10 protein-coding genes and 1 pseudogene are annotated in these 19766 nt (G+C 46.5%); 4 read left to right on the forward strand and 7 right to left on the reverse strand.

Annotation, left to right across the window (positions count from 1 at the left end; translation table 11 throughout):
• Window positions 1-5379: pseudogene (locus L1D11_RS12045) on the forward strand (hypothetical protein); the annotation flags it as partial.
• Between the two features lie 260 nt (window positions 5380-5639).
• Here L1D11_RS12045 and L1D11_RS12050 read toward each other — a convergent pair.
• Window positions 5640-6512: a TraB/GumN family protein gene (locus L1D11_RS12050; RefSeq protein ID WP_239834593.1), complete on the reverse strand. Its 873-nt coding sequence runs from the start codon at window positions 6510-6512 to the stop codon at window positions 5640-5642.
• A gap of 403 nt (window positions 6513-6915) precedes the next feature.
• Between L1D11_RS12050 and L1D11_RS12055 the strand changes: the two genes are divergently transcribed.
• Entirely contained in the window at window positions 6916-9570 is a 2655-nt protein-coding gene (locus L1D11_RS12055) for a beta-N-acetylhexosaminidase (protein ID WP_239834789.1), read from the forward strand.
• A gap of 533 nt (window positions 9571-10103) precedes the next feature.
• On the forward strand, window positions 10104-10850 hold the full coding sequence (locus L1D11_RS12060; protein WP_239832322.1) for an oligogalacturonate-specific porin KdgM family protein: 747 nt from the start codon (window positions 10104-10106) through the stop codon (window positions 10848-10850).
• 262 nt (window positions 10851-11112) lie between these two features.
• Here the strand turns inward: L1D11_RS12060 and L1D11_RS12065 are convergent, their stop codons facing one another.
• Together L1D11_RS12065 and L1D11_RS12070 are read right to left on the reverse strand one after the other, a co-directional pair.
• On the reverse strand, window positions 11113-11553 hold the full coding sequence (locus L1D11_RS12065) for a DUF411 domain-containing protein (RefSeq protein ID WP_239832323.1): 441 nt from the start codon (window positions 11551-11553) through the stop codon (window positions 11113-11115).
• Window positions 11543-14356 (reverse strand): copper-translocating P-type ATPase, encoded by a 2814-nt coding sequence (locus L1D11_RS12070; protein ID WP_239832324.1) that lies wholly within the window; start codon window positions 14354-14356, stop codon window positions 11543-11545. Before L1D11_RS12070 ends, L1D11_RS12065 begins: the two co-directional genes overlap by 11 nt.
• A gap of 300 nt (window positions 14357-14656) precedes the next feature.
• Between L1D11_RS12070 and gltX the strand changes: the two genes are divergently transcribed.
• Entirely contained in the window at window positions 14657-16084 is a 1428-nt protein-coding gene (gene gltX, locus L1D11_RS12075) for a glutamate--tRNA ligase (RefSeq protein WP_239832325.1), read from the forward strand.
• 77 nt (window positions 16085-16161) lie between these two features.
• Here the strand turns inward: gltX and L1D11_RS12080 are convergent, their stop codons facing one another.
• Genes L1D11_RS12080 through L1D11_RS12095 form a run of 4 tightly spaced genes read right to left on the reverse strand, consistent with a single transcriptional unit; the run spans window position 16162 to window position 19766 of the window.
• Window positions 16162-17391, reverse strand: coding sequence for a beta-ketoacyl-ACP synthase (locus L1D11_RS12080; protein WP_239832326.1), 1230 nt, complete (start codon window positions 17389-17391; stop codon window positions 16162-16164).
• Entirely contained in the window at window positions 17388-18113 is a 726-nt protein-coding gene (locus L1D11_RS12085; protein WP_239832327.1) for a 3-ketoacyl-ACP reductase FabG2, read from the reverse strand. Before L1D11_RS12085 ends, L1D11_RS12080 begins: the two co-directional genes overlap by 4 nt.
• Complete coding sequence (locus L1D11_RS12090; RefSeq protein ID WP_004739763.1) at window positions 18110-18574, reverse strand: hotdog family protein; 465 nt, start codon at window positions 18572-18574, stop codon at window positions 18110-18112. Before L1D11_RS12090 ends, L1D11_RS12085 begins: the two co-directional genes overlap by 4 nt.
• Window positions 18567-19766: a beta-ketoacyl-[acyl-carrier-protein] synthase family protein gene (locus L1D11_RS12095; RefSeq protein ID WP_239832328.1), complete on the reverse strand. Its 1200-nt coding sequence runs from the start codon at window positions 19764-19766 to the stop codon at window positions 18567-18569. Before L1D11_RS12095 ends, L1D11_RS12090 begins: the two co-directional genes overlap by 8 nt.

Below are 19766 nucleotides of genomic sequence, written 5' to 3' on the forward strand. Positions count from 1 at the left end.
ACCACCCGCACCGACGGGGAAGTGCAGACGTACCAAGTGCGSGTGCTCGATTACGTCGGCAACGACACCGAGCTCAGTGACAGCCAAGAYGTGACCTTTGACATTGACGGCAGTGGCGGCGGCACCGGTACGGGTACCGGCGGCACCAGCTCAGGCGTGACCGCGGTCTCTATCGACAGCATCACCGACGACTCGGGTCTGGCGACAGACTTCATTACCAACGATGTGGATGGCATCACCGTCAGCGGTAGCCTGRSCGGSACGKTCAACAACGAYATTGTCCAAGTGAGCCTTGACGGCGGCGCGACGTGGAACGACGCCACGGTCAGCGGCAGCAGCTGGAGTTACGTGGATGCGAATGTTCGAGCGGATGGCGATAACGTAACGTACCAAGTGCGCGTGCTCGATTACGTTGGCAACGACACCGAGCTCAGTGACAGTCAAGTTGTGCTCTTTGACACTGATGGCAGTGGTGGCGGCACCGGTACGGGTACCGGTGGCACCAGCTCSGGTATCACTGGTGTTGCGATAGACAGCATCACCGACGATTCAGGTCTAGCGACGGACTTCATCACCAATGATGTCGATGGCATCACCGTCAGCGGTAGCCTGACCGGCACGGTCAACAACGACATCGTCCAAGTGAGCCTTGATGGCGGCGCGACGTGGAACGACGCCACGGTCAGTGGTCTATCTTGGAGTTACGTGGACGCCACCACCCGCACCGACGGGGAAGTGCAGACTTACCAAGTGCGCGTGCTCGATTACGTCGGCAACGACACCGAGCTCAGTGACAGCCAAGACGTGACCTTTGACATTGACGGCAGTGGCGGCGGCACCGGTACGGGTACCGGCGGCACCAACTCAGGCGTGACCGCGGTCTCTATCGACAGCATCACCGACGACTCAGGTCTGGCGACAGACTTCATCACCAACGATGTGGACGGCATCACCGTCAGCGGTAGCCTGACCGGCACGGTCAACAACGACATCGTCCAAGTGAGCCTTGACGGCGGCGCGACGTGGAACGACGCCACGGTCAGTGGTCTATCTTGGAGTTACGTGGACGCCACCACCCGCACCGACGGGGAAGTGCAGACTTACCAAGTGCGCGTGCTCGATTACGTCGGCAACGACACTGAGCTCAGTGACAGCCAAGATGTGACCTTTGACATTGACGGCAGTGGCGGCGGCACCGGTACGGGTACCGGCGGCACCAACTCGGGCGTGACAGCAGTCTCTATCGATACTATTACTGATGACTCAGGTGCGGCAGACTTTGTTACTAACGATTTGGATGGCATCACCGTCAGCGGTAGCCTGACCGGAACAGTCAACAACGACATCGTCCAAGTGAGCCTTGACGGCGGCGCGACGTGGAACGACGCCACGGTCAGTGGCAGCAGCTGGAGTTACGTCGACGCCACCACCCGCAGCGACGGGGAAGTGCAGACGTACCAAGTGCGCGTGCTCGATTACGTCGGCAACGACACCGAGCTCAGTGACAGCCAAGACGTGACCTTTGATACAACTATACCGTCGACACTAACATTAAGCATTGCAGACGCAGCAGACGGACACATAAATAATGCTGAAAACGTTGATGGCGTTGAAGTGGTAATATCTTTCACCGTTGGAGCAAGTGTTGGAGACATACTTACGTTAACACTTACTGATACAAATGGTGATGACACCACCTATACTCATACTCTCACAGGTAGCGACATAAGTGGAGGCAGTGCTGCTATTTTGGTCCCTAGCTTAACGGTTGAAGGGAGTTACGACGCAGTTAGTTCTCTAACTGATGGTGCCGGCAATGCGATAACGAGTAACTCTTTGGCATTCGCATACTTTGCAAGTCAACCTCCTACTGACGTCGATTTTACGTTAGGCGGAGGAAGCAGCATCGCGGTAAATACCACCACAAATAATATTCAGAACACTCCTCACATAACAACCCTAGCTGACGGTAATTATGTGATTGCTTACAGAGACGCTAATGCTTCTCCGACCCAGACATTAGGTCAGTTATACCAGCAAGATGGCACGAAACTGGGCGCTGAATTTGTTATTGAAGTGACTAGTTTCGGTACTAGCACTATGATCGAGGATATTACGTCGATGCCTAATGGTGGTTTTGCGGCATCTGGTGTAGTTGGCAGTGGGACCAGCACTATCGGGGTGGCAGTTTATGATGCTTTGGGTACGAAACTGTATGAGATAGCACAGCCATCGAGTACAATACGAAGTTCTCTGACTGAGCTATCTGGAGGTGGGGTTGCGTTATTATCCACCAATTTAGCTCCTGCGACCGATCAACTCGAACTACAGCTTTACGATGCGGCAGGTAGCCCATCAGGCTCTGCCATTGTGGTCCATAGTATCACGAGCGGCAGCAACGTGACTCGCCCACAGGTTGAGCAGCTTTCTGGTGGTAATATCGTTGTCGGTTACCAATTTAGTGGCGGGTCGGACTTTTACTATAAGTTCTATGATTCAGCGGGCACCCTACTTAATACTGTTACACTTTCGGGCACCGCGAATGGCCAAACGAATATCACTTTGAGCCCTGATCTTGACGGCGGTGTCTCTGCAGTATATGAAGATGGAGGTAATCTTTACTTTATTTCATGGAATGAAGCCGGAGTTGAAGAAGTTGCACCCACGTTGGTTACAACCGGGGTAACACAACCCGATATCATTTCACTAACTGGTGGTGGCTATGCTGTTGCGTATGGCCAAACGCCTCATGTTTTTGTTCAGCTTTTAGCTGGGGACGGTACAGCAATTGGTACGGCTCAGCAGATGAGTTCCTTAACCGGCTTTAGCTCCAATACTGCCCCTCACCTGACAGAACTTGAGAGTGGTGAATTGGCGTTAGTTTGGGCTGCTAACTCAACCAGCGGCACGAGTTGGGATATTGAACAACGTATTATTGGTGCGGGAACTCAAATATCCGAGCTGGCAGTCGCGGGTGACCTTCTTGGTATATTTAATAATGTTGTCGATGTAGACACGGGGGATACGTTTACCTATACATTAACGGATGATGCCTCTGGTGCTTTTGTTATAGACAGTGCAACCGGTGTGGTGACTGTTAACGATCCGAGCCAAATTGATTATGAAACATCTACATCCCTTAATATCACGGTCCGTGTTACAGATTCATATGGTAACACTTACGATGAAACGGTGACCGTTGCGGTACTTGATAAAACAGACCCGACAATTGATATTGTCGCTATTGATGACTTCGACGTTACGTGGACAGAAGCGAACAACGTTGTGATGTCTGGTACTACTACGGATGTCGAAGATGGACAAGTGGTCACTCTCACTGTAACGGACAGTGTGGGCGCCTCAACTACCTTTAGTGCGACGGTGACAAGTAATGCATGGAGTGTGACAACGGATCTCACTGGTAAAGGGTTAACTCAGGGAACAATGACCGTTGTCGCATCGGTGACCGATTTAGCAGGCAATTTGGCATCCAATTCCGAAACTGCTTCGGTTGACTTGCCTGAAGCGCCTACCGATCTGGTGTGGGGCACCGCTGGTGAAGATTCGGTTGTGGTCAATACCACAATCGCAGGGAACCAATCTGCCTCGGTGACCACTTCACTCGCCGATGGGCGTTACGTGGTGGCGTGGAACAACGCAGTGGGTGGGTGGTCATCCCGCTTACAAATGTACAACGCTGATGGCACCAAATCTGGTGGTGAGACACTGTTTTATGTGGCCGGGAATAACTTAGGGAATCCGATTGATATTCTCACTCTCTCCAATGGTGGGTTTGTGATCTCGACGATGATGGCACACCTTGGAACTTACTATGCCGGTATTTCCGTATTCGATTCTTTAGGCAACCCAGTGTCGAGCTATTATGCACAAGGGTTAGCGTATAACTACAACATAGCGGAAACGCCGACGGGTAACATTGCGATAGTGTATGAAGATCGCGGTGGGTCTCCGGATAAGCTTATGTTAGAGGTTCATACAACCACAGGAGCGCAAGTGCTAGGCCCTATTACGGTTGATGCTAGCTTCGCTGGTTCTAGAACTGGGTTGACAGTGCTCGATAATGGTAACCTAGTTGTGGCTTACCGTGACGGCAACACTAATCCACACACTTTAGCTATTTATAATTCTGCAGGTGTACTTATCAGTTCTTCTACGTTTGGTAGCGGGGGGAATTCAGGCGATAATGTTCAGTTGACAACCACGGTGGATGGGGGGGTTGCGGCCATTTATGAAAATGCAGGTGACATTTACCTGCAAACATGGGACAGCAGTGGTGCAGTGACGTTGGCCGCTGTTCAAGTGACGACATCTGGTACCACTTCCCAGCCAGAGATCATCGCGTTGGCTTCGGGACGTTATTATCTTGTATGGAATGATTACCCCTCAGTGATGGGACAGTATCTTGAAGCGGATGGTACTGCGATTACACCAGCAGTAGTCATCGGAACATCAGGTGGCTTGAACTCATCTCCTTCTATCGCAGAGTTGACGACCGGTGAGGTGATTGTGTCTTGGCAAACTAATGATGCTGTGATTGGTGACGGTAATGGCACTGGTGTTGTAAAAAGACAAATTGGTTTCGGTCAGATCAATGAAACGGCGGTAACTGGCGATATTGTACTGGGTTCTTTGTCTTTTGTGGATCCAGACGTCGGCGATACCGTGACCTACTCGTTAGCTGATGACGCCAATGGGGCATTTGCCATTGATGGTGCGACAGGTTTGGTGACGGTTAATGACGCTAGCCAAATTGATTACGAAGTCGCGGAAACGTTAAACATGACTGTTCGACTTACCGATAGTACTGGTTTGACCTACGATGAGGTGATTACGATTACCGTATCCGATGGTGCCGATGCAGCTATTTCGCCAACCGCTGGTGACGACGTATTGTCAGGTACTTCAGCAGCAGATACTATTGATGCATTAGCAGGAAATGATACTGTCTATGGTGGTCGAGGAGCTGATACCCTTTCTGGGTCTGCTGGCAGTGATACTTTGGTGGGGTCTTTTGGTTCCGATATCTTAACCGGTGGTTCAGACGACGATATATTCGTCTTTGATACTAACTTCATAGACGGTCAGTCAGATACGATTACGGACTTTGAAACCGATATAGATAAATTAGACTTTACTGATGTGCTCAATGACCCTGACCCATTAACGGTCGATGATTTACTTGGGTTGCTGACTGTTACGGAAAGTGGAGGAAATATGGAGCTCACATATACCCATGATGGAAACACTCAGACTGTGGTTCTTCAAGGATATTCACAAGCTGATTTAGGGTTAAGTGGCGCTGATAGTGATGCCATTATCACAGAGTTGTTTAATCGAAATATGTTCGTTAATGATTAAATTATGCTGAAGCTAGCCATTGTTGTGACAGCTTTAAAATGAAATAACGAAATAGAGTCGCCCCTGTTTCTTTCGGTTACGGGGGAGACTCAAATTTCTCTCAACAAAGAGTTTAACTTTTTAGACGAATATTTCAGGGAGAGTTGGCCATTACGACAGCGTTCTCATTTTGGCTAGCTATACATTAATACCTCTGTTTTGTATAAATACCTAGCAACGTGCTGCAAAAATCAGATCAAAAGATAAACAGCCTCTATTTTTTAGTCGTCCCTATACTTTACTAGCTCACTTTTTGATTGTCGTATCACGTTGAAACCTTTCTCTTCTAATAACTGTAAAAGGTTACCTTCTCCTATCAGGTGTAAAGTTCCGACGACTAATAAGTAGTCTCCTTTCGCGTCGAGTTTCCAGTCATTGGCTGATAGTTTGTTTGCCCAGTCTACGTTGCGATTTGTTAGGAATGCTTTCTCAAGCTCGGTTGGCATTTCAGACAACTCCGCAAAACCCTCAAGTTTGGACTCATCACCCGCTTTCCAGCTTTCAATAAGGCAATGTACAACACGGTCCGTTTGGTCAAACTCTTCAAGGCTAGTCAACAACCATTCTTTACCCGAATCTTTTTGTCCGGCGATTAGGTCAATTTGAAATTGTAGCGGCTCTAAGCTGATAACTGGAACATCTGCCATGGTCGCTTGATTGGCGAGAGTTACGTCTACACCGCTGGCCGAACCGTAACCAAGGTCTTTTAACTGTTGCATTTGTATCGACAGAGATGTCGCCCAAGGTGGTGAGCTCAATAGTTGCTGAGTCGGCATTCCCAAAGATTTTGAAATGCTTGTCAGTAACTGCTTTTGTTCTGCGTTGAGCGTATCAGCCGTGGTGACTGTCGTAGTTGGGTATACAACACCTTCGGATTTCCTGATATCCGTTTCGATGATTAGGCCATCACTCTCTTTTAATTTGTCGGTAATCTGCGTGGGAAGTGGATACATGCTCTCATCCCCAACGTGTATAGAACCTAAAATCGTTAAGGTCAGATCATCTTTTTTGGCTTGCCAATACAGAGGTTCTGCTAAAGCGTGCTTAGTAGTAAAGGTAAGAGCGAGTAACGTTAAGTATAAGAATGTGCGCAAAGAGAGCTCCTAGAGGAAGACGTAACTCGTTAAAAATGATTTTGACGGAGTTTTTTAACGGTTTTTTTTGAGAACAATGTCACGTTGTTTGTACGGAAAGTATAACAATACGCTGAAACTCTAAATCCTTTCTGGCTATCAATGACACGATTTTATGAAATCGCTAAAAAAGATTGTGATTCATTTCTCAAATTTTACGTCAAAATAAAAATGACGGAAGTGCCGTTGGTTCTAACTTAATGATTTTAATATGAATAATATTTTCAAGATTTTTGAGATTTGAAGCCGATCACTTTATTAACTCGATTTAATTCACGGTAAAAAATAAGCCCATATAGTTTGTCTAACTTTCGAAGCGCTCCATTTTGCTTCTTATTCAATTTTTAATTTATGGGTGAATACGATGTTGAAGAGAAACTTACTATCTGTAGCGGTATTGGCTGGCCTAACGGGTTGTGCAGTAACACAAGCACCAGAACAAAAAGTATTGAATGCACTGGCTGACAATCTTGATGTTCAGTACGAAATTCTAACTAACCACGGTGCGAATGAAGGCTTAGCTTGTCAGGACCTAGGTGCTGAATGGGCGTCATGTAACAAAGTAAACATGACGCTAACTAATGAAGGCGAAGCGATTGATTCGAAAGATTGGAGCATCTACTTCCACAGTATTCGTCTTATTCTAGATGTTGATAATGAGCAATTTAAGATCACTCACGTCACTGGTGACCTTCACAAGCTAGAACCTACTGAAAAATTTGACGGCTTTGCGGCTGGCGAAGAAGTGGTTCTTCCGTTAACGAGTGAATACTGGCAACTGTTTGAAACTGACTTTATGCCAGGTGCATTCGTGACGGCGCCAAACGCAGAACCTAAGATGATTGCATCATTGAATACAGAAGATGTTGCATCGTTCGTAACCGGTCTAGAGGGTAACAACCTTAAGCGTACGCCTGATGATAATAACGTAATGGCAACAGCGGTGACGCGTTTTGAAAAGAATGCTGATCTAGCAACTCAAGATGTATCAACAACGCTATTGCCAACGCCAATGTCGGTAGAAGCGGGTGAAGGTTCTGTGAGCATTGCTGGTGGTATTGCTTTACCAAGAGACGTATTCGACGCTGAACAGTTCGCAGCAATTGAAGAACGTGCAGATGTGGTAAACGTAGATGTGAGTGGTGACCTTCCTGTAAGTGTTGCCGTTGTTCCTACTCAGTTTACGGGTGATTTAGCAAAATCTGGCGCTTATGAACTAAGCATCTCGGAAGAGGGGATTGCGATTAAAGCGTTTGATAAAACGGGTGCTTTCTACGCAGTTCAGTCTATTTTTGGCCTAATAGACAGTCAGAACGCTGAATCATTACCACAACTGTCAATTAAAGATGCTCCGCGCTTTGATTACCGTGGTGTGATGGTGGACGTTGCTCGAAACTTCCACTCAAAAGATGCCATCCTAGCAACGCTAGATCAAATGGCTGCATACAAGATGAATAAACTGCACCTTCACTTAACGGATGATGAAGGCTGGCGTTTAGAAATCCCAGGTTTACCAGAGCTAACGGATGTAGGGTCTAATCGTTGCTTTGATTTGGATGAACAAAGCTGCTTACTGCCTCAGCTAGGTTCTGGTCCAACAACAGACAACTTTGGCTCTGGTTTCTTTAGTAAAGCGGATTACGTCGAAATCTTAAGCTACGCTAAAGCGCGCAGCATCGAAGTTATCCCTGAAATTGATATGCCAGCACACGCTCGTTCAGCTGTGGTATCAATGGAAGCGCGTTACACTCGTCTAATGGCGGAAGGTAAAGAAGCAGAAGCGAACGAATACCGCTTGATGGATCCACAAGATACATCGAACGTAACCACGGTTCAGTTCTACGATAAGCAAAGCTTCATTAACCCATGTATGGAGTCATCAACACACTTCGTCGATAAAGTCATCTCTGAAGTGGCGGCAATGCACCAAGAAGCAGGCGTTCCGCTAACGACTTGGCACTTCGGCGGCGATGAAGCGAAAAACATCAAGTTAGGTGCCGGCTTACAAGACATCAATGCGGAAGATAAAGTGGCTTGGAAGGGCAACATCGATTTGTCTAAGCAAGATAAACCATTCCAACAGTCTCCACAGTGTCAGTCGTTGATTGCTAATGGTACCGTGAGTGATTTTGGCCACCTACCAGGTTACTTCGCTAAAGAGGTATCAAAGATTGTTGCAGATAAAGGCATTCCACACTTCCAAGCGTGGCAAGATGGTCTGAAGTACGTTGAAGAAGGTGAAGCTGGTTTCGCGACTGAAACGACTCGCGTGAACTTCTGGGACGTTCTTTACTGGGGCGGTACTTCATCTGTATACGACTGGTCAGCAAAAGGTTATGACGTAGTTGTTTCGAACCCAGACTACGTATATATGGATATGCCATACGAAGTTGACGCAGCAGAGCGCGGTTACTACTGGGCAACTCGTGCAACCGATACCCGTAAGATGTTTGGCTTCGCACCAGAAAACATGCCACAAAACGCAGAAACGTCACTAGATCGTGATGGCAATGGTTTTACAGGCAAAGGTGAGGTTGAAGCGAAACCTTTCTATGGTCTGTCAGCTCAACTTTGGTCTGAAACTGTACGTACTGACGAGCAATATGAATACATGGTGTTCCCTCGCGTACTAGCAGCTGCAGAGCGCGCATGGCACAGAGCAGATTGGGAAAACGACTACAAGGTTGGCGTTGAATACTCTCAAGAAACTAACTTAGTGAATAAGCAAGCGCTAAACAGCGACTTCAATCGCTTCGCGAATATCGTGGGACAACGTGAGCTGGCTAAGCTAGAAAAAGCGGGCATTGACTACCGACTACCAGTACCGGGTGCGAAGGTTGTTGACGGTAAGTTAGCGATGAACGTTCAATTCCCAGGTGTAGAGCTTCAATACTCAGCGGATGGTGAAAACTGGCTAACGTATGATGAGCAGCAACGTCCATCGGTTTCTGGTGAAACTTACATCCGCTCTATTTCAGAAAGTGGTGAGAAAGTAAGTCGAGTAACGTCAGTTAAATAATCGATAAGCAACATTAATAGAAGAGCTCCCTAGCTATCACCTTACTTAAGGTTAAAAATGGGAGCTCTTTTTGTTTGCTGCGAATTAGGTGCATATCCAAAACTGAAGCATATAGAAATCGACTTTGTTTATATCGTAAACAATACACATAAAGTGATTTTTATCCCAAAAGTGACGCACTTCTCATTATTCTCTTCGAAAAATAAGTCCCCGATAAAAAACTCTAAATCAGATGTGACTCAACTATCCAAATCTAATTTTTCTTCGTGAAATAAAGTGATCCCGATCTGTGCATTTTCTGTTCTTTAGTTTTTTACCAATTTTTATATTTTTAACTTGTTGATTTTATTGTGTTAAATATCTTATCTTTTTTTGATAGTGAGAAGGATCACTCTGTTGGTTCTTTTATTTTGAAACGAAAATTAATTCGAGCAACATAGATTTCATGCCAGGGAGGCGACTAATTACTCAGCGACGAAGGTGAATGATATACCGAAGATATGTCGCTTAAAATCAAACTAAGGCAGTTAATTATGAAAAAAGTATTTGCATTAAGCGCTCTAGCAGTAGCATTTTCTTCAAACGTTCTAGCGGACTCTTCTTACGTTACTGGTAACCTTCAAGCGCATACTGACGATCTTCACGGTTCGAAAATGACGTCTACTTTAGAGGCTGGTCATACCTTTGATTTCGATTTTGGTGGTTTCACGGTTTATACTGAGATTGATGGTATTCAACTAGGTGAATTGACAACAGAACGTCAAGAAATTGGTCAAATTAATACTAATGGTTCTTCGGCAAACCCAGCTTGGACAATCGGTGGTGAACAAGCGTTTAACATCAACGATAACCTTTGGGTGGCGGCTGGTTACCAACATTTAGTGGTTGAAGGTGACACGGTTCAATACCGTCCACTTGTTAAAATTGGCTACAATTTTGATAACGGCATTGCAATCAGCAACCGTACTCGTGCTCACATCAACGAAAATAGCGATTTGAGCACAGATGTTCGTATGGATAACCGTATTGCTTACACAGTAAATAACGAACTAACACTGAGTTACAATAACGTGTATGTTTTTGCTGGTAACGAGTCAGATAAAGGCAACGGTGTAATGAAGAAGCAAGATTCTATGGACCACGAGCTTCGTGCTACATGGACTCGCAACGGAGTTCAACCTTATTTTGAGTACCGTAGCCAAGCAAACGGCGTGAAAGACTCAACAGGTTCGAACATCGACAACCATGCATTTGTCTTTGGTGCTTCTTACGGCTTCTAAGCCGATTCATTTGGCTGTCTAGTTGAGTTAGATTATTAGCCGAGTGAGTTTCTTCGTTAAATAACTTTTTTGTCAAATAGCTTCTTAGCTAATTAGCGAGGGGAACATAGCGGTACTAACAGCCCAGTTGGTGCCGCGACAAGATTTGCTTTACTGTCCAAAAGCAAAGAGCCTAGCAAGTAAACCACATTCTTGGGTTTACTCAATCCTAGGCTCTATTTTATGACTTCTTTTTATTGCTGCGTGTTGGTCTGTTTAAGTTCTATTTCCCGTTGTAGTGACGGTATTCAAACACCTGACCTTTGTCGTTAAATGCATACACAGAATACTCGTCTTTCTTATCGCCATACTCCATGCCTGGAGAGCCCATTGGCATCCCCGGAACCGCTAAACCAATCGCATTGCGTGGTGGGTTTTCTAAAAAGGCTTTCACGTCTTCTGCTGGGATGTGCCCTTCAAATACGTACCCGTCAATCTCTGCCGTGTGACAAGATGCCAGCTCGGGTGTAACCCCTAACTTTTGCTTGATTGGGTTCATATCATCGTGGAGCGTCTCTGTTACATCGAAACCAGCATCACGCATGTGCTCGGTCCATTCTGTACAACAGCCGCAGTATGGTGATTTATGGTTTAGAACATCAGTTGCGAGAGCTTGTCCTGAAATTGCAGCGAGTGCAGTAAGAGTCATAATTTTACGAATCATGGCTAACCTCATGAATATGGTTATTGTTGATATTAGAATGGGTCGGTTTGAATAGTCTTAGTCTATTGGCATTACTTACCACAGTAATGGATGACATCGCCATGGCTGCGCCTGCCACTACTGGACTGAGTAAAAATCCGAAAAACGGGTAGAGCACACCAGCCGCGATAGGAATGCCCAGTGAGTTGTAGATGAAGGCACCAAAGAGGTTTTGCTTCATGTTTCTCACCGTTGCTTGGGACAGTTCTATCGCATTACTAACAGAGAGAGGTGACGAGTTGAGAAGTGTCATTTGTGCACTCTCGATCGCCACATCACTGCCACTGCCCATGGCGATACCTATATCGGCCTGAGCCAGTGCAGGTGCGTCGTTTATACCGTCTCCAACCATGGCTACACTCTTATATTGTTGTTGAAGCTGAACAATATGTTGTGCCTTCTGCTCAGGAAGTACTTCAGAGATAACCTCATCGATATCGACGCTTTTGCCAATCGCTTGAGCAACCGGGTCGTTGTCACCAGTGAGTAGCACAGTGTGAATTCCGGCGGATTTTAGTTGAGCAATAGCTTGTTTACTATCTATTTTTAACGCGTCTAAAATACCAAAGATGCCTTCCATTTTTTGGTCGATGACGACGAAGATTGGCGTCCATGCTTGTTTACGGCAAAGTTCAATAAAGTCACTACCTATTTGAGTATCAATACCGAGTTGGGTGAGGTATTTCAGAGAGCCGACTTGAACGTCTTTTCCGTTAATGTTGGCTTGCACGCCAAGGCCTCGGCGGTTTTCAAAGTCGCTGTGTGGGAGTGCTGAAATTCCTAAGTTCTCTGAATACTGGCAAACGGCTTTGGCAAGCGGGTGTTCTGAACCAACTTCAACCGAATAGGCGTAAGCCAGCAGTTCTTGTTCTGATAGGTTGTGGTAAAACGCTTGCTGCACGCTTGGTTTACCTTGGGTTAGGGTACCCGTCTTATCAAATACCACAGCATCGATTTTGCTCGCTGACTGCAACACATCCGCATCTTTGATCAGAACGCCAAACTCAGCAGCTTTGCCGACACCGACAGTAATAGAAAGTGGAGTCGCAAGGCCTAGAGCACACGGACAAGCGATGATCAGCACAGTCGTCGATACAACAAGCATGTAGCTTGCACTTGGCTGTGGGCCAATAAAAAACCACACTAAGGCAGCAACGGCTGCGATCGCGACGACAACAGGAACGAAAACAGCAGAGATCGAGTCGGCAAGCTTGGCAATTGCAGGTTTACTACTTTGTGCTTGGCGAACCATCTGGATGATGCGAGCCAACATAGTGCTTGAGCCAATTCCTGTTGCTTCAATAATTAAGCTGCCATCACCATTAATGGTACCTGCTGAAACACTATCATTAACCGATTTTACGTTGGGAAGCGGCTCACCAGTCAGCATAGATTCATCGATGTAAGACTCACCTGATACCACAACACCATCAACCGGCACTTTCTCACCCGGTTTGACGCGTATCTGCATACCCATTTGGATAGCCTCTACAGCAATGATCTGCTCTTTGCCATCGACGATAACCATCGCTTTTTGAGGCTGTAAATTAATCAGTGCCTGTAGCGATTTTGTAGTGCGAGCTTTGGCTTTGGCTTCGATATAGTGACCCAAAGAAATAAGGCCAATGATCATCGCGCTCGCCTCAAAGTAGACATGGCGAGAGGCTTCAGGGAACCATGATGGAATGAGCACAACCAACATTGAGTAGAACCATGCTGCGCCTGTACCCAAAGCTACTAGCGTGTCCATGGTCGCGCGTTTGTGCATTAAGGATTGCCATGCGTTAGTGAAGAAGCTGCGTCCAGAAGTGGCTAACAACACCAAGCAAACCACACCGATTAACCCCCATGCTAGTTGGTCGTTAACTGTCGCAATGGTCATACTGCCACCGAAGACGCCCCATGCCATTAATGGTCCGCCAAGTAGTAGCGCACTCACTGAATTTTTCAGGAAGGCCTGTTGAGTGCGAAGTTGTTGCTCTTGCTGTTTTTGTTGTTGTGTTGCCGCATCATCAACAAACTCAGCGCCATAACCTGCGGCTTTCACCGATTGGATAAGCTTGTTTTCAATAAGATCACGTGTTTGAGAGGCGAAAACTAAGGCTGTTTGCTCGGCAAGGTTGATCTGAGCTTGAACGACGAACTCGTTCTTTTTCAGTGCTTTTTCGACTGAAGAAACGCAACTCGCGCACGTCATCCCCTCAAGCACAAGGTGGTAAGTATATTGACTTGCAACGGGTTCAGTTGGCGTTGCAACTGTGGAGGCTGGTTTTTTATCTTCTTTTAAATTTGAACTTGATGATTGGTCATTAGCTTCAGAGTAAGGGGCTGCGTGATAACCGACACTTTCGACTAGCTCGATAACCTCGGATTCTGGGAGTAGAGTAACCAGTGATAACTCCTGTTTGCTGACCTCTAGGTTTGATACTTGCTCAGTTTGTTCAAGCGCTTGAGCCAGTTTGTTCACGCACTTACCGCAACTAAGGCCGGATAGCGAAAGGTGCAGCTGATTACCCATAGAATAACCAAGCGTTGCTAACTGTTCGTTGAGCTCAATGTAACTAGAAGGAGTCGAAATATCGATGTAGGTCGGCGATATGTCATTGATGGTCGTGTTGTCGATATCGCCAAACAGTGTGCGGACTTTCTTCGCACAACCCATGCAATTTAGGCCGTTGAGCGCGGTTGTATAGTGGTTCATATCGATACTCCAATTCTCATCTACGCCTAACATAAACCTTCCCGTAAGGGTAAGGTCAAACATAAATTCAAGAATTTGATCTTGGTGGTGTGCTAGCTGGTGGTTTCAGTCTGGAATGGAAGAGGGAACTTAAGAATGTGCGGCTATAATCTACTGGCTAAGACTATCTATTTACGACTTTAAGGACTTAATTGGCCTTTCAATAACGGCTTTCGTACAACAACAGCACATTAATCATTCACTACTGATTGTAGATTTAAGCGGTGGTGATAAAATAGCGCCCAAAATTTAGTGATGGTTGACTATTGCAGGCCTTGTAATAGGCTCCACTAAAAGAATCACCTACATAATCAAGGTATTTAAATGACGGTTAAAACTCGTTTTGCTCCTAGCCCTACTGGCTATCTTCACGTTGGTGGTGCACGTACTGCACTTTACTCTTGGCTATTCGCTAAAAACCAAGGCGGTGAATTCGTTCTACGTATCGAAGACACAGACCTTGAGCGTAACTCTCAAGAAGCGGTTGATGCAATTCTAGAAGGCATGCAATGGATGGGTATGGAATGGGACGAAGGTCCTTACTACCAATCTAAGCGTTTTGACCGTTACAACGAAATGGTTGATAAGCTTCTAGCTGAAGACAAAGCATACAAATGCTACGCGTCTAAAGAGCTGCTTGATGAAATTCGTGCAGAGCAAGAAGCAAACAAAGAGATGGCTCGTTACGATGCGAACCACCCTAAAATTATTGCCGCTAACGAAGCAGCACAAGAAGGCGATGCGTGCGTTATCCGTTTCCGCAACCCTAAAGAAGGCAGTGTAGTATTTGATGATCAAATTCGTGGTCGTATTGAAATTTCTAACAGCCAACTTGATGACCTGATCATTCGTCGTACAGACGGTGCTCCTACCTACAACTTCGTAGTAGTAGTGGATGACTGGGACATGGGCATCACACACGTTGTTCGCGGTGAAGACCACATCAACAACACACCTCGTCAAATCAACATCTACGAAGCACTAGGCGCGCCAGTTCCAACTTTCGCTCACTGTGCAATGATCCTAGGTGATGACGGTGCGAAACTGTCTAAGCGTCACGGCGCTGTATCAGTAATGCAATACCGCGACGAAGGTTACCTACCTAACGCACTAAACAACTACCTAGTACGTTTAGGTTGGTCTCACGGTGACCAAGAGATCTTCTCTCAAGAAGAGATGATTGAGTTCTTCAGCCTGAACGCAATCAGCAAGTCTGCGTCTGCATTCAACACTGAAAAGCTACTTTGGTTGAACAACCATTACATCAAAACTTCTGAGCCTGAGTACGTTGCAAAATACCTGCAATGGCACCTAGATACGCAGAAGATCGATACAACAAACGGCCCAGCTATCACTGAAGTGATCAAGCTAGTTGGCGAGCGTTGTAACACGCTTATCGAACTTGCTGAGCAATCTCGTTACTTCTACGAAGATTTCTCTGAGTTTGAAGCTGGCGCGGCTAAGAAGCACCTACGTGGTGTTGCTAAAGGCCCACTAGAGCTTGCTCTTGCTAAGGTTGAAGCACTTGAAGAGTTCACAACGGCAAACATCAAAGACGGTGTGATTGCAGCAGTATGTGAAGAGCTAGAGATCGGCATGGGTAAAATCGGTATGCCACTTCGCGTAGCAGTAACAGGCGGTGGTCAGTCTCCTTCTGTTGATGCAGTGATGGAGCTGGTTGGTAAAGAGCGCGTAATCGCTCGTATCAAGATGGCTCTTGAGTTCATCGCAGAGCGTGAAGCTAACGCTTAATTGAGCGATTGCTAGATTCAAAAAAGGGTCAGTAACTTGGTTACTGACCCTTTTTATTTACTTGGTGTTTTATCTAGTTAGGCATAGATTTTCTTGAAGATGATAGAGGTGTTGATACCACCAAAGGCAAAGTTGTTGCTCATCAGATATTCAACATCCAGTTCGCGACCTGAGCCCGTGATGTAATCGAGCTTGCCGCATTGTTCATCGACATTCTCTAGGTTTAGGGTTGGACTGAACCAACCGCCGTGCATCATCTCTAGACTGAGCCATGCTTCAATCGCGCCACACGCACCTAGCGTATGACCAAAGTAACTCTTGAGTGAACTGATAGGCACTTCACCAAAGATGTTCGCGGTCGCGTTACTCTCGGCAATGTCACCTTTCTCTGTCGCGGTGCCGTGTGCTGAAACATAACCAATTTTGTCTGCAGCAAGGTCTGCATCTTTAAGGGCTTTTTCCATACAGGTCTGCATGGTTTCCATTTGAGGCTGGGTCACGTGGGCGGCATCACAGTTGCTCGCAAAGCCGATGATTTCAGCATAAATCTTAGCGCCACGTGCTACCGCATGCTCGTACTCTTCAAGGATCAAAGTACCTGCACCTTCACCAATTACCAGGCCATCGCGCTCACTGTCGTATGGGCTTGGCGATTTCTTTGGTGTGTCGTTTTTCAAACTGGTTGCAAAAAGGGTATCGAACACCGCAGATTCTGTTGGGCAAAGCTCTTCACCACCACCAGCGACCATCACAGTTTGGTAGCCATGTTTGATCGCTTCATAAGCGTAACCGATGGCTTGGCTTCCGGACGTACATGCGCTGCTGGTAGGAATCACGCGGCCTCGTAGGCCAAAGAACAGACCTACGTTCACCGCAGCAGTGTGCGGCATCATCTGTACGTATGTGGTTGCTGTAATTGCTCGTGTCGATTTCTCGTTGAGCATGACACCAAAAGCACCAACCGCATCAGTGCTGCCGGTTGAAGAGCCGTAAGCAATGCCAGTTTCACCGTTGGTTAATACGTCATGGCCAATTAAGCCAGCTTGTTCAAGAGCGTTCTCGGTCGCTACCGTTGCTAGGCGGGATACACGACCCATGCCACGAACTTGCTTGCGTTTGTAGTGCTTAGGCAGTTGGAAATCGTCAATCGGTGCTGCAAGTTTGGTGTTGAGGCCATCATATTGCTCAAAGCTTTGCATATACTGAGTCGCATTTTCACACGCTTTCAGCTTTGGCTCGATTTGTTGCCAGTCGTTACCAAAGGCAGTAACACCAGACATACCTGTTACAACAACACGACGGGTCATACTAAGCCTCCATTAACTGAAATTACTTGGCGAGTGACATAGCCTGCAATATCAGACATTAGGTAACTGACTAGGCCTGCCACTTCTTCCGGCTCACCCATTCGACGCAGGGGTACTTGAGGAAGCGCATGATCTTTCACGTGCTCGTCAACCATACCGGTGTCAATTAAGCCTGGAGCGACACAGTTTACGGTGATCTTGCGCTTTGCGAGTTCTAGAGCAAGTGACTTAGTTGCGCCAATCACCCCCGCTTTTGCCGCTGCATAGTTAGTTTGACCGCGGTTACCCATAATGCCTGATACAGACGCTAGAGTGACGATACGGCCACCTTTGCGCTTTTGAACCATAGGCATGACACAAGGGTGAAGTACGTTGTAGAAGCTGTCTAGGTTGGTATGGATCACGCCATCCCACTCTTCTTCTGTCATTGCAGGGAATGCAGTGTCGCGAGTAATGCCTGCGTTGTTTACTACGCCGTAGTAAGCGCCATGTTCAGCAATATAAGACTCTAGCTTTTCACGACATTCGCTGCGGTTGCTGATATCAAATTGGATAAGACGTCCAGCGCCACCTTGCTCGGTGATCGATTGTAGAGTCTCCTCAGCACCTTGCTTGTCACCCATGTAATGAACGGCGATTTCAAATCCGTCTTTCGCGAGTTGAATAGCGATCGCTTTACCAATGCCTTTGCTGGCACCAGTGACTAAAACCTGACGGGTCATGATGGGCTCCTAGTTTTCATTTCTTGTAATTTTTGTTCGGTTGGTACGTAAACATTGAGTTGGCATTGAGCTACCAACTCGCCTTGGTCTTCGACTCTTGCGGTAAATACGGCCATACCACTGTCTTCCATAAGCTGTTCGGCATAGATATCAAGGGTCTGACCTTGAGTAAACTCATCACACAGTGATTTATAGCGACGAGAACCAAGCAGGAAGCCGATAGGGGGAGTGGTGCCGTTTTTAAGCGCATGGTATCCAGACCATGCCGCTACAGACTGGGCCATAAATTCGATACCAACATAAGCTGGGACCGTTTGAGATTCGGCATTAAAGAACAGATTATGGTCACCAATATCGACCTGGCAGTGGATCGACAACGCCTCTACGCTGATAGCACGATCGATTAATATCATCGGATCATCGTGAGGGAGAAGTTGGTCTACAGAAGGGATATCAGTCATTTACTACACCAAAAATCAGGCTAATGTTGTTGCCACCAAAAGCAAACGAGTTGCTTAAGATATTCTTTACTTTAAGTTTCTGGGAACAGTTTACCAAATCAACCTCAATATCTTCAGCTTTATCCTGACATTTTTGTAAGGGAAGCGGTAAGTCATATTTCAAAATATGCCAAGCAATTGCAGCCTCAATCGCACTTGCTGCGCCTAGAGTATGCCCGGTTAACGGCTTGGTAGAACTTACGGGAACCTTGTTTGCAAAAATACGATGGATGGCTTTACTTTCCATCGAGTCATTAAGTGGCGTTGCTGTACCATGCGCATTGATGTAACCGATGTCTTCTGCGGTTAACTGTGCAGAATATAAAGCTTTTTTCATTGCTTGTTCAGCGCCATTTCCTTCAGGATGAGGCGCTGAAATGTGGTGTGCATCAGAGCTATCACCACAGCCTAATAAGGCAATTTGAGGTGTGTTTGGAGTAGAATGAACACGCTTGATCTTGGTTTTACTGAGCAACATAAATGCGGCTGCTTCACCAATATTGATGCCATCTCGAGATGCGCTAAATGGCTTACAATGTTTGGTTGAAAGGGCTTCAAGACCATGGAAACCATTGAGTGTCAGCTTACACAAGGTATCCACGCCACCGACTAACACGGCATCAGCCATGCCTGAATCTAACAAGCGCTGGGCGGTTAGAAACACGCGGCCGCTGGATGAGCAAGCCGTAGAGATGACGTAGTTTGGCCCCGTTAACGCGCAGTATTGGCTAACGAACTCAGAAGTGTCCCCAAGCTCTTGTTTTGAGTAATGGTAATCTTCTGGAAACTCACCGTTTGTCAGTTTTTGTTTGAAGGCCGCTTCACCATCGGAGATACCAGAGGTACTGGTGCCTATAACAACAGCAATGCGGTCTGCGCCAAATTGTGCCTTGGCAAGTTCAATAGAATCTTTGATTTGGTTGAGAGCTGATAACGCCAGTTGGTTGTTGCGAGTGGCATACTTCACGAGAGTGGATGGAACCTCTGGTAGCGCACCTGCGATTTTGCCAACGACAGTGTGTTTGCCGTCGTTCAGCATATCACTGACTTCAACCATGTTCGGTTCACGTTCGCCTTTTAGGCAGTCATGAATGTCAGTAATACTTGAGCCTAGCGCTGAGTGGAAACCACAGTCTTGGATATAAATAGGCAT

The sequence above is a fragment of the Vibrio sp. Isolate32 genome (assembly GCF_022397955.1).
In the GTDB taxonomy this organism is placed as follows: domain Bacteria; phylum Pseudomonadota; class Gammaproteobacteria; order Enterobacterales; family Vibrionaceae; genus Vibrio.

Excerpts from the sequence above, each read along its gene's own strand:
- L1D11_RS12055 (WP_239834789.1), top strand. The coding sequence starts at position 6,916 with ATGTTGAAGAGAAACTTACTATCTGTAGCGGTATTGGCTGGCCTAACG.
- L1D11_RS12060 (WP_239832322.1), top strand. The coding sequence starts at position 10,104 with ATGAAAAAAGTATTTGCATTAAGCGCTCTAGCAGTAGCATTTTCTTCA.
- L1D11_RS12065 (WP_239832323.1), bottom strand. The coding sequence starts at position 11,553 with ATGATTCGTAAAATTATGACTCTTACTGCACTCGCTGCAATTTCAGGA.
- L1D11_RS12070 (WP_239832324.1), bottom strand. The coding sequence starts at position 14,356 with ATGTTTGACCTTACCCTTACGGGAAGGTTTATGTTAGGCGTAGATGAG.
- gltX (WP_239832325.1), top strand. The coding sequence starts at position 14,657 with ATGACGGTTAAAACTCGTTTTGCTCCTAGCCCTACTGGCTATCTTCAC.
- L1D11_RS12080 (WP_239832326.1), bottom strand. The coding sequence starts at position 17,391 with ATGACCCGTCGTGTTGTTGTAACAGGTATGTCTGGTGTTACTGCCTTT.
- L1D11_RS12085 (WP_239832327.1), bottom strand. The coding sequence starts at position 18,113 with ATGACCCGTCAGGTTTTAGTCACTGGTGCCAGCAAAGGCATTGGTAAA.
- L1D11_RS12090 (WP_004739763.1), bottom strand. The coding sequence starts at position 18,574 with ATGACTGATATCCCTTCTGTAGACCAACTTCTCCCTCACGATGATCCG.
- L1D11_RS12095 (WP_239832328.1), bottom strand. The coding sequence starts at position 19,766 with ATGCCTATTTATATCCAAGACTGTGGTTTCCACTCAGCGCTAGGCTCA.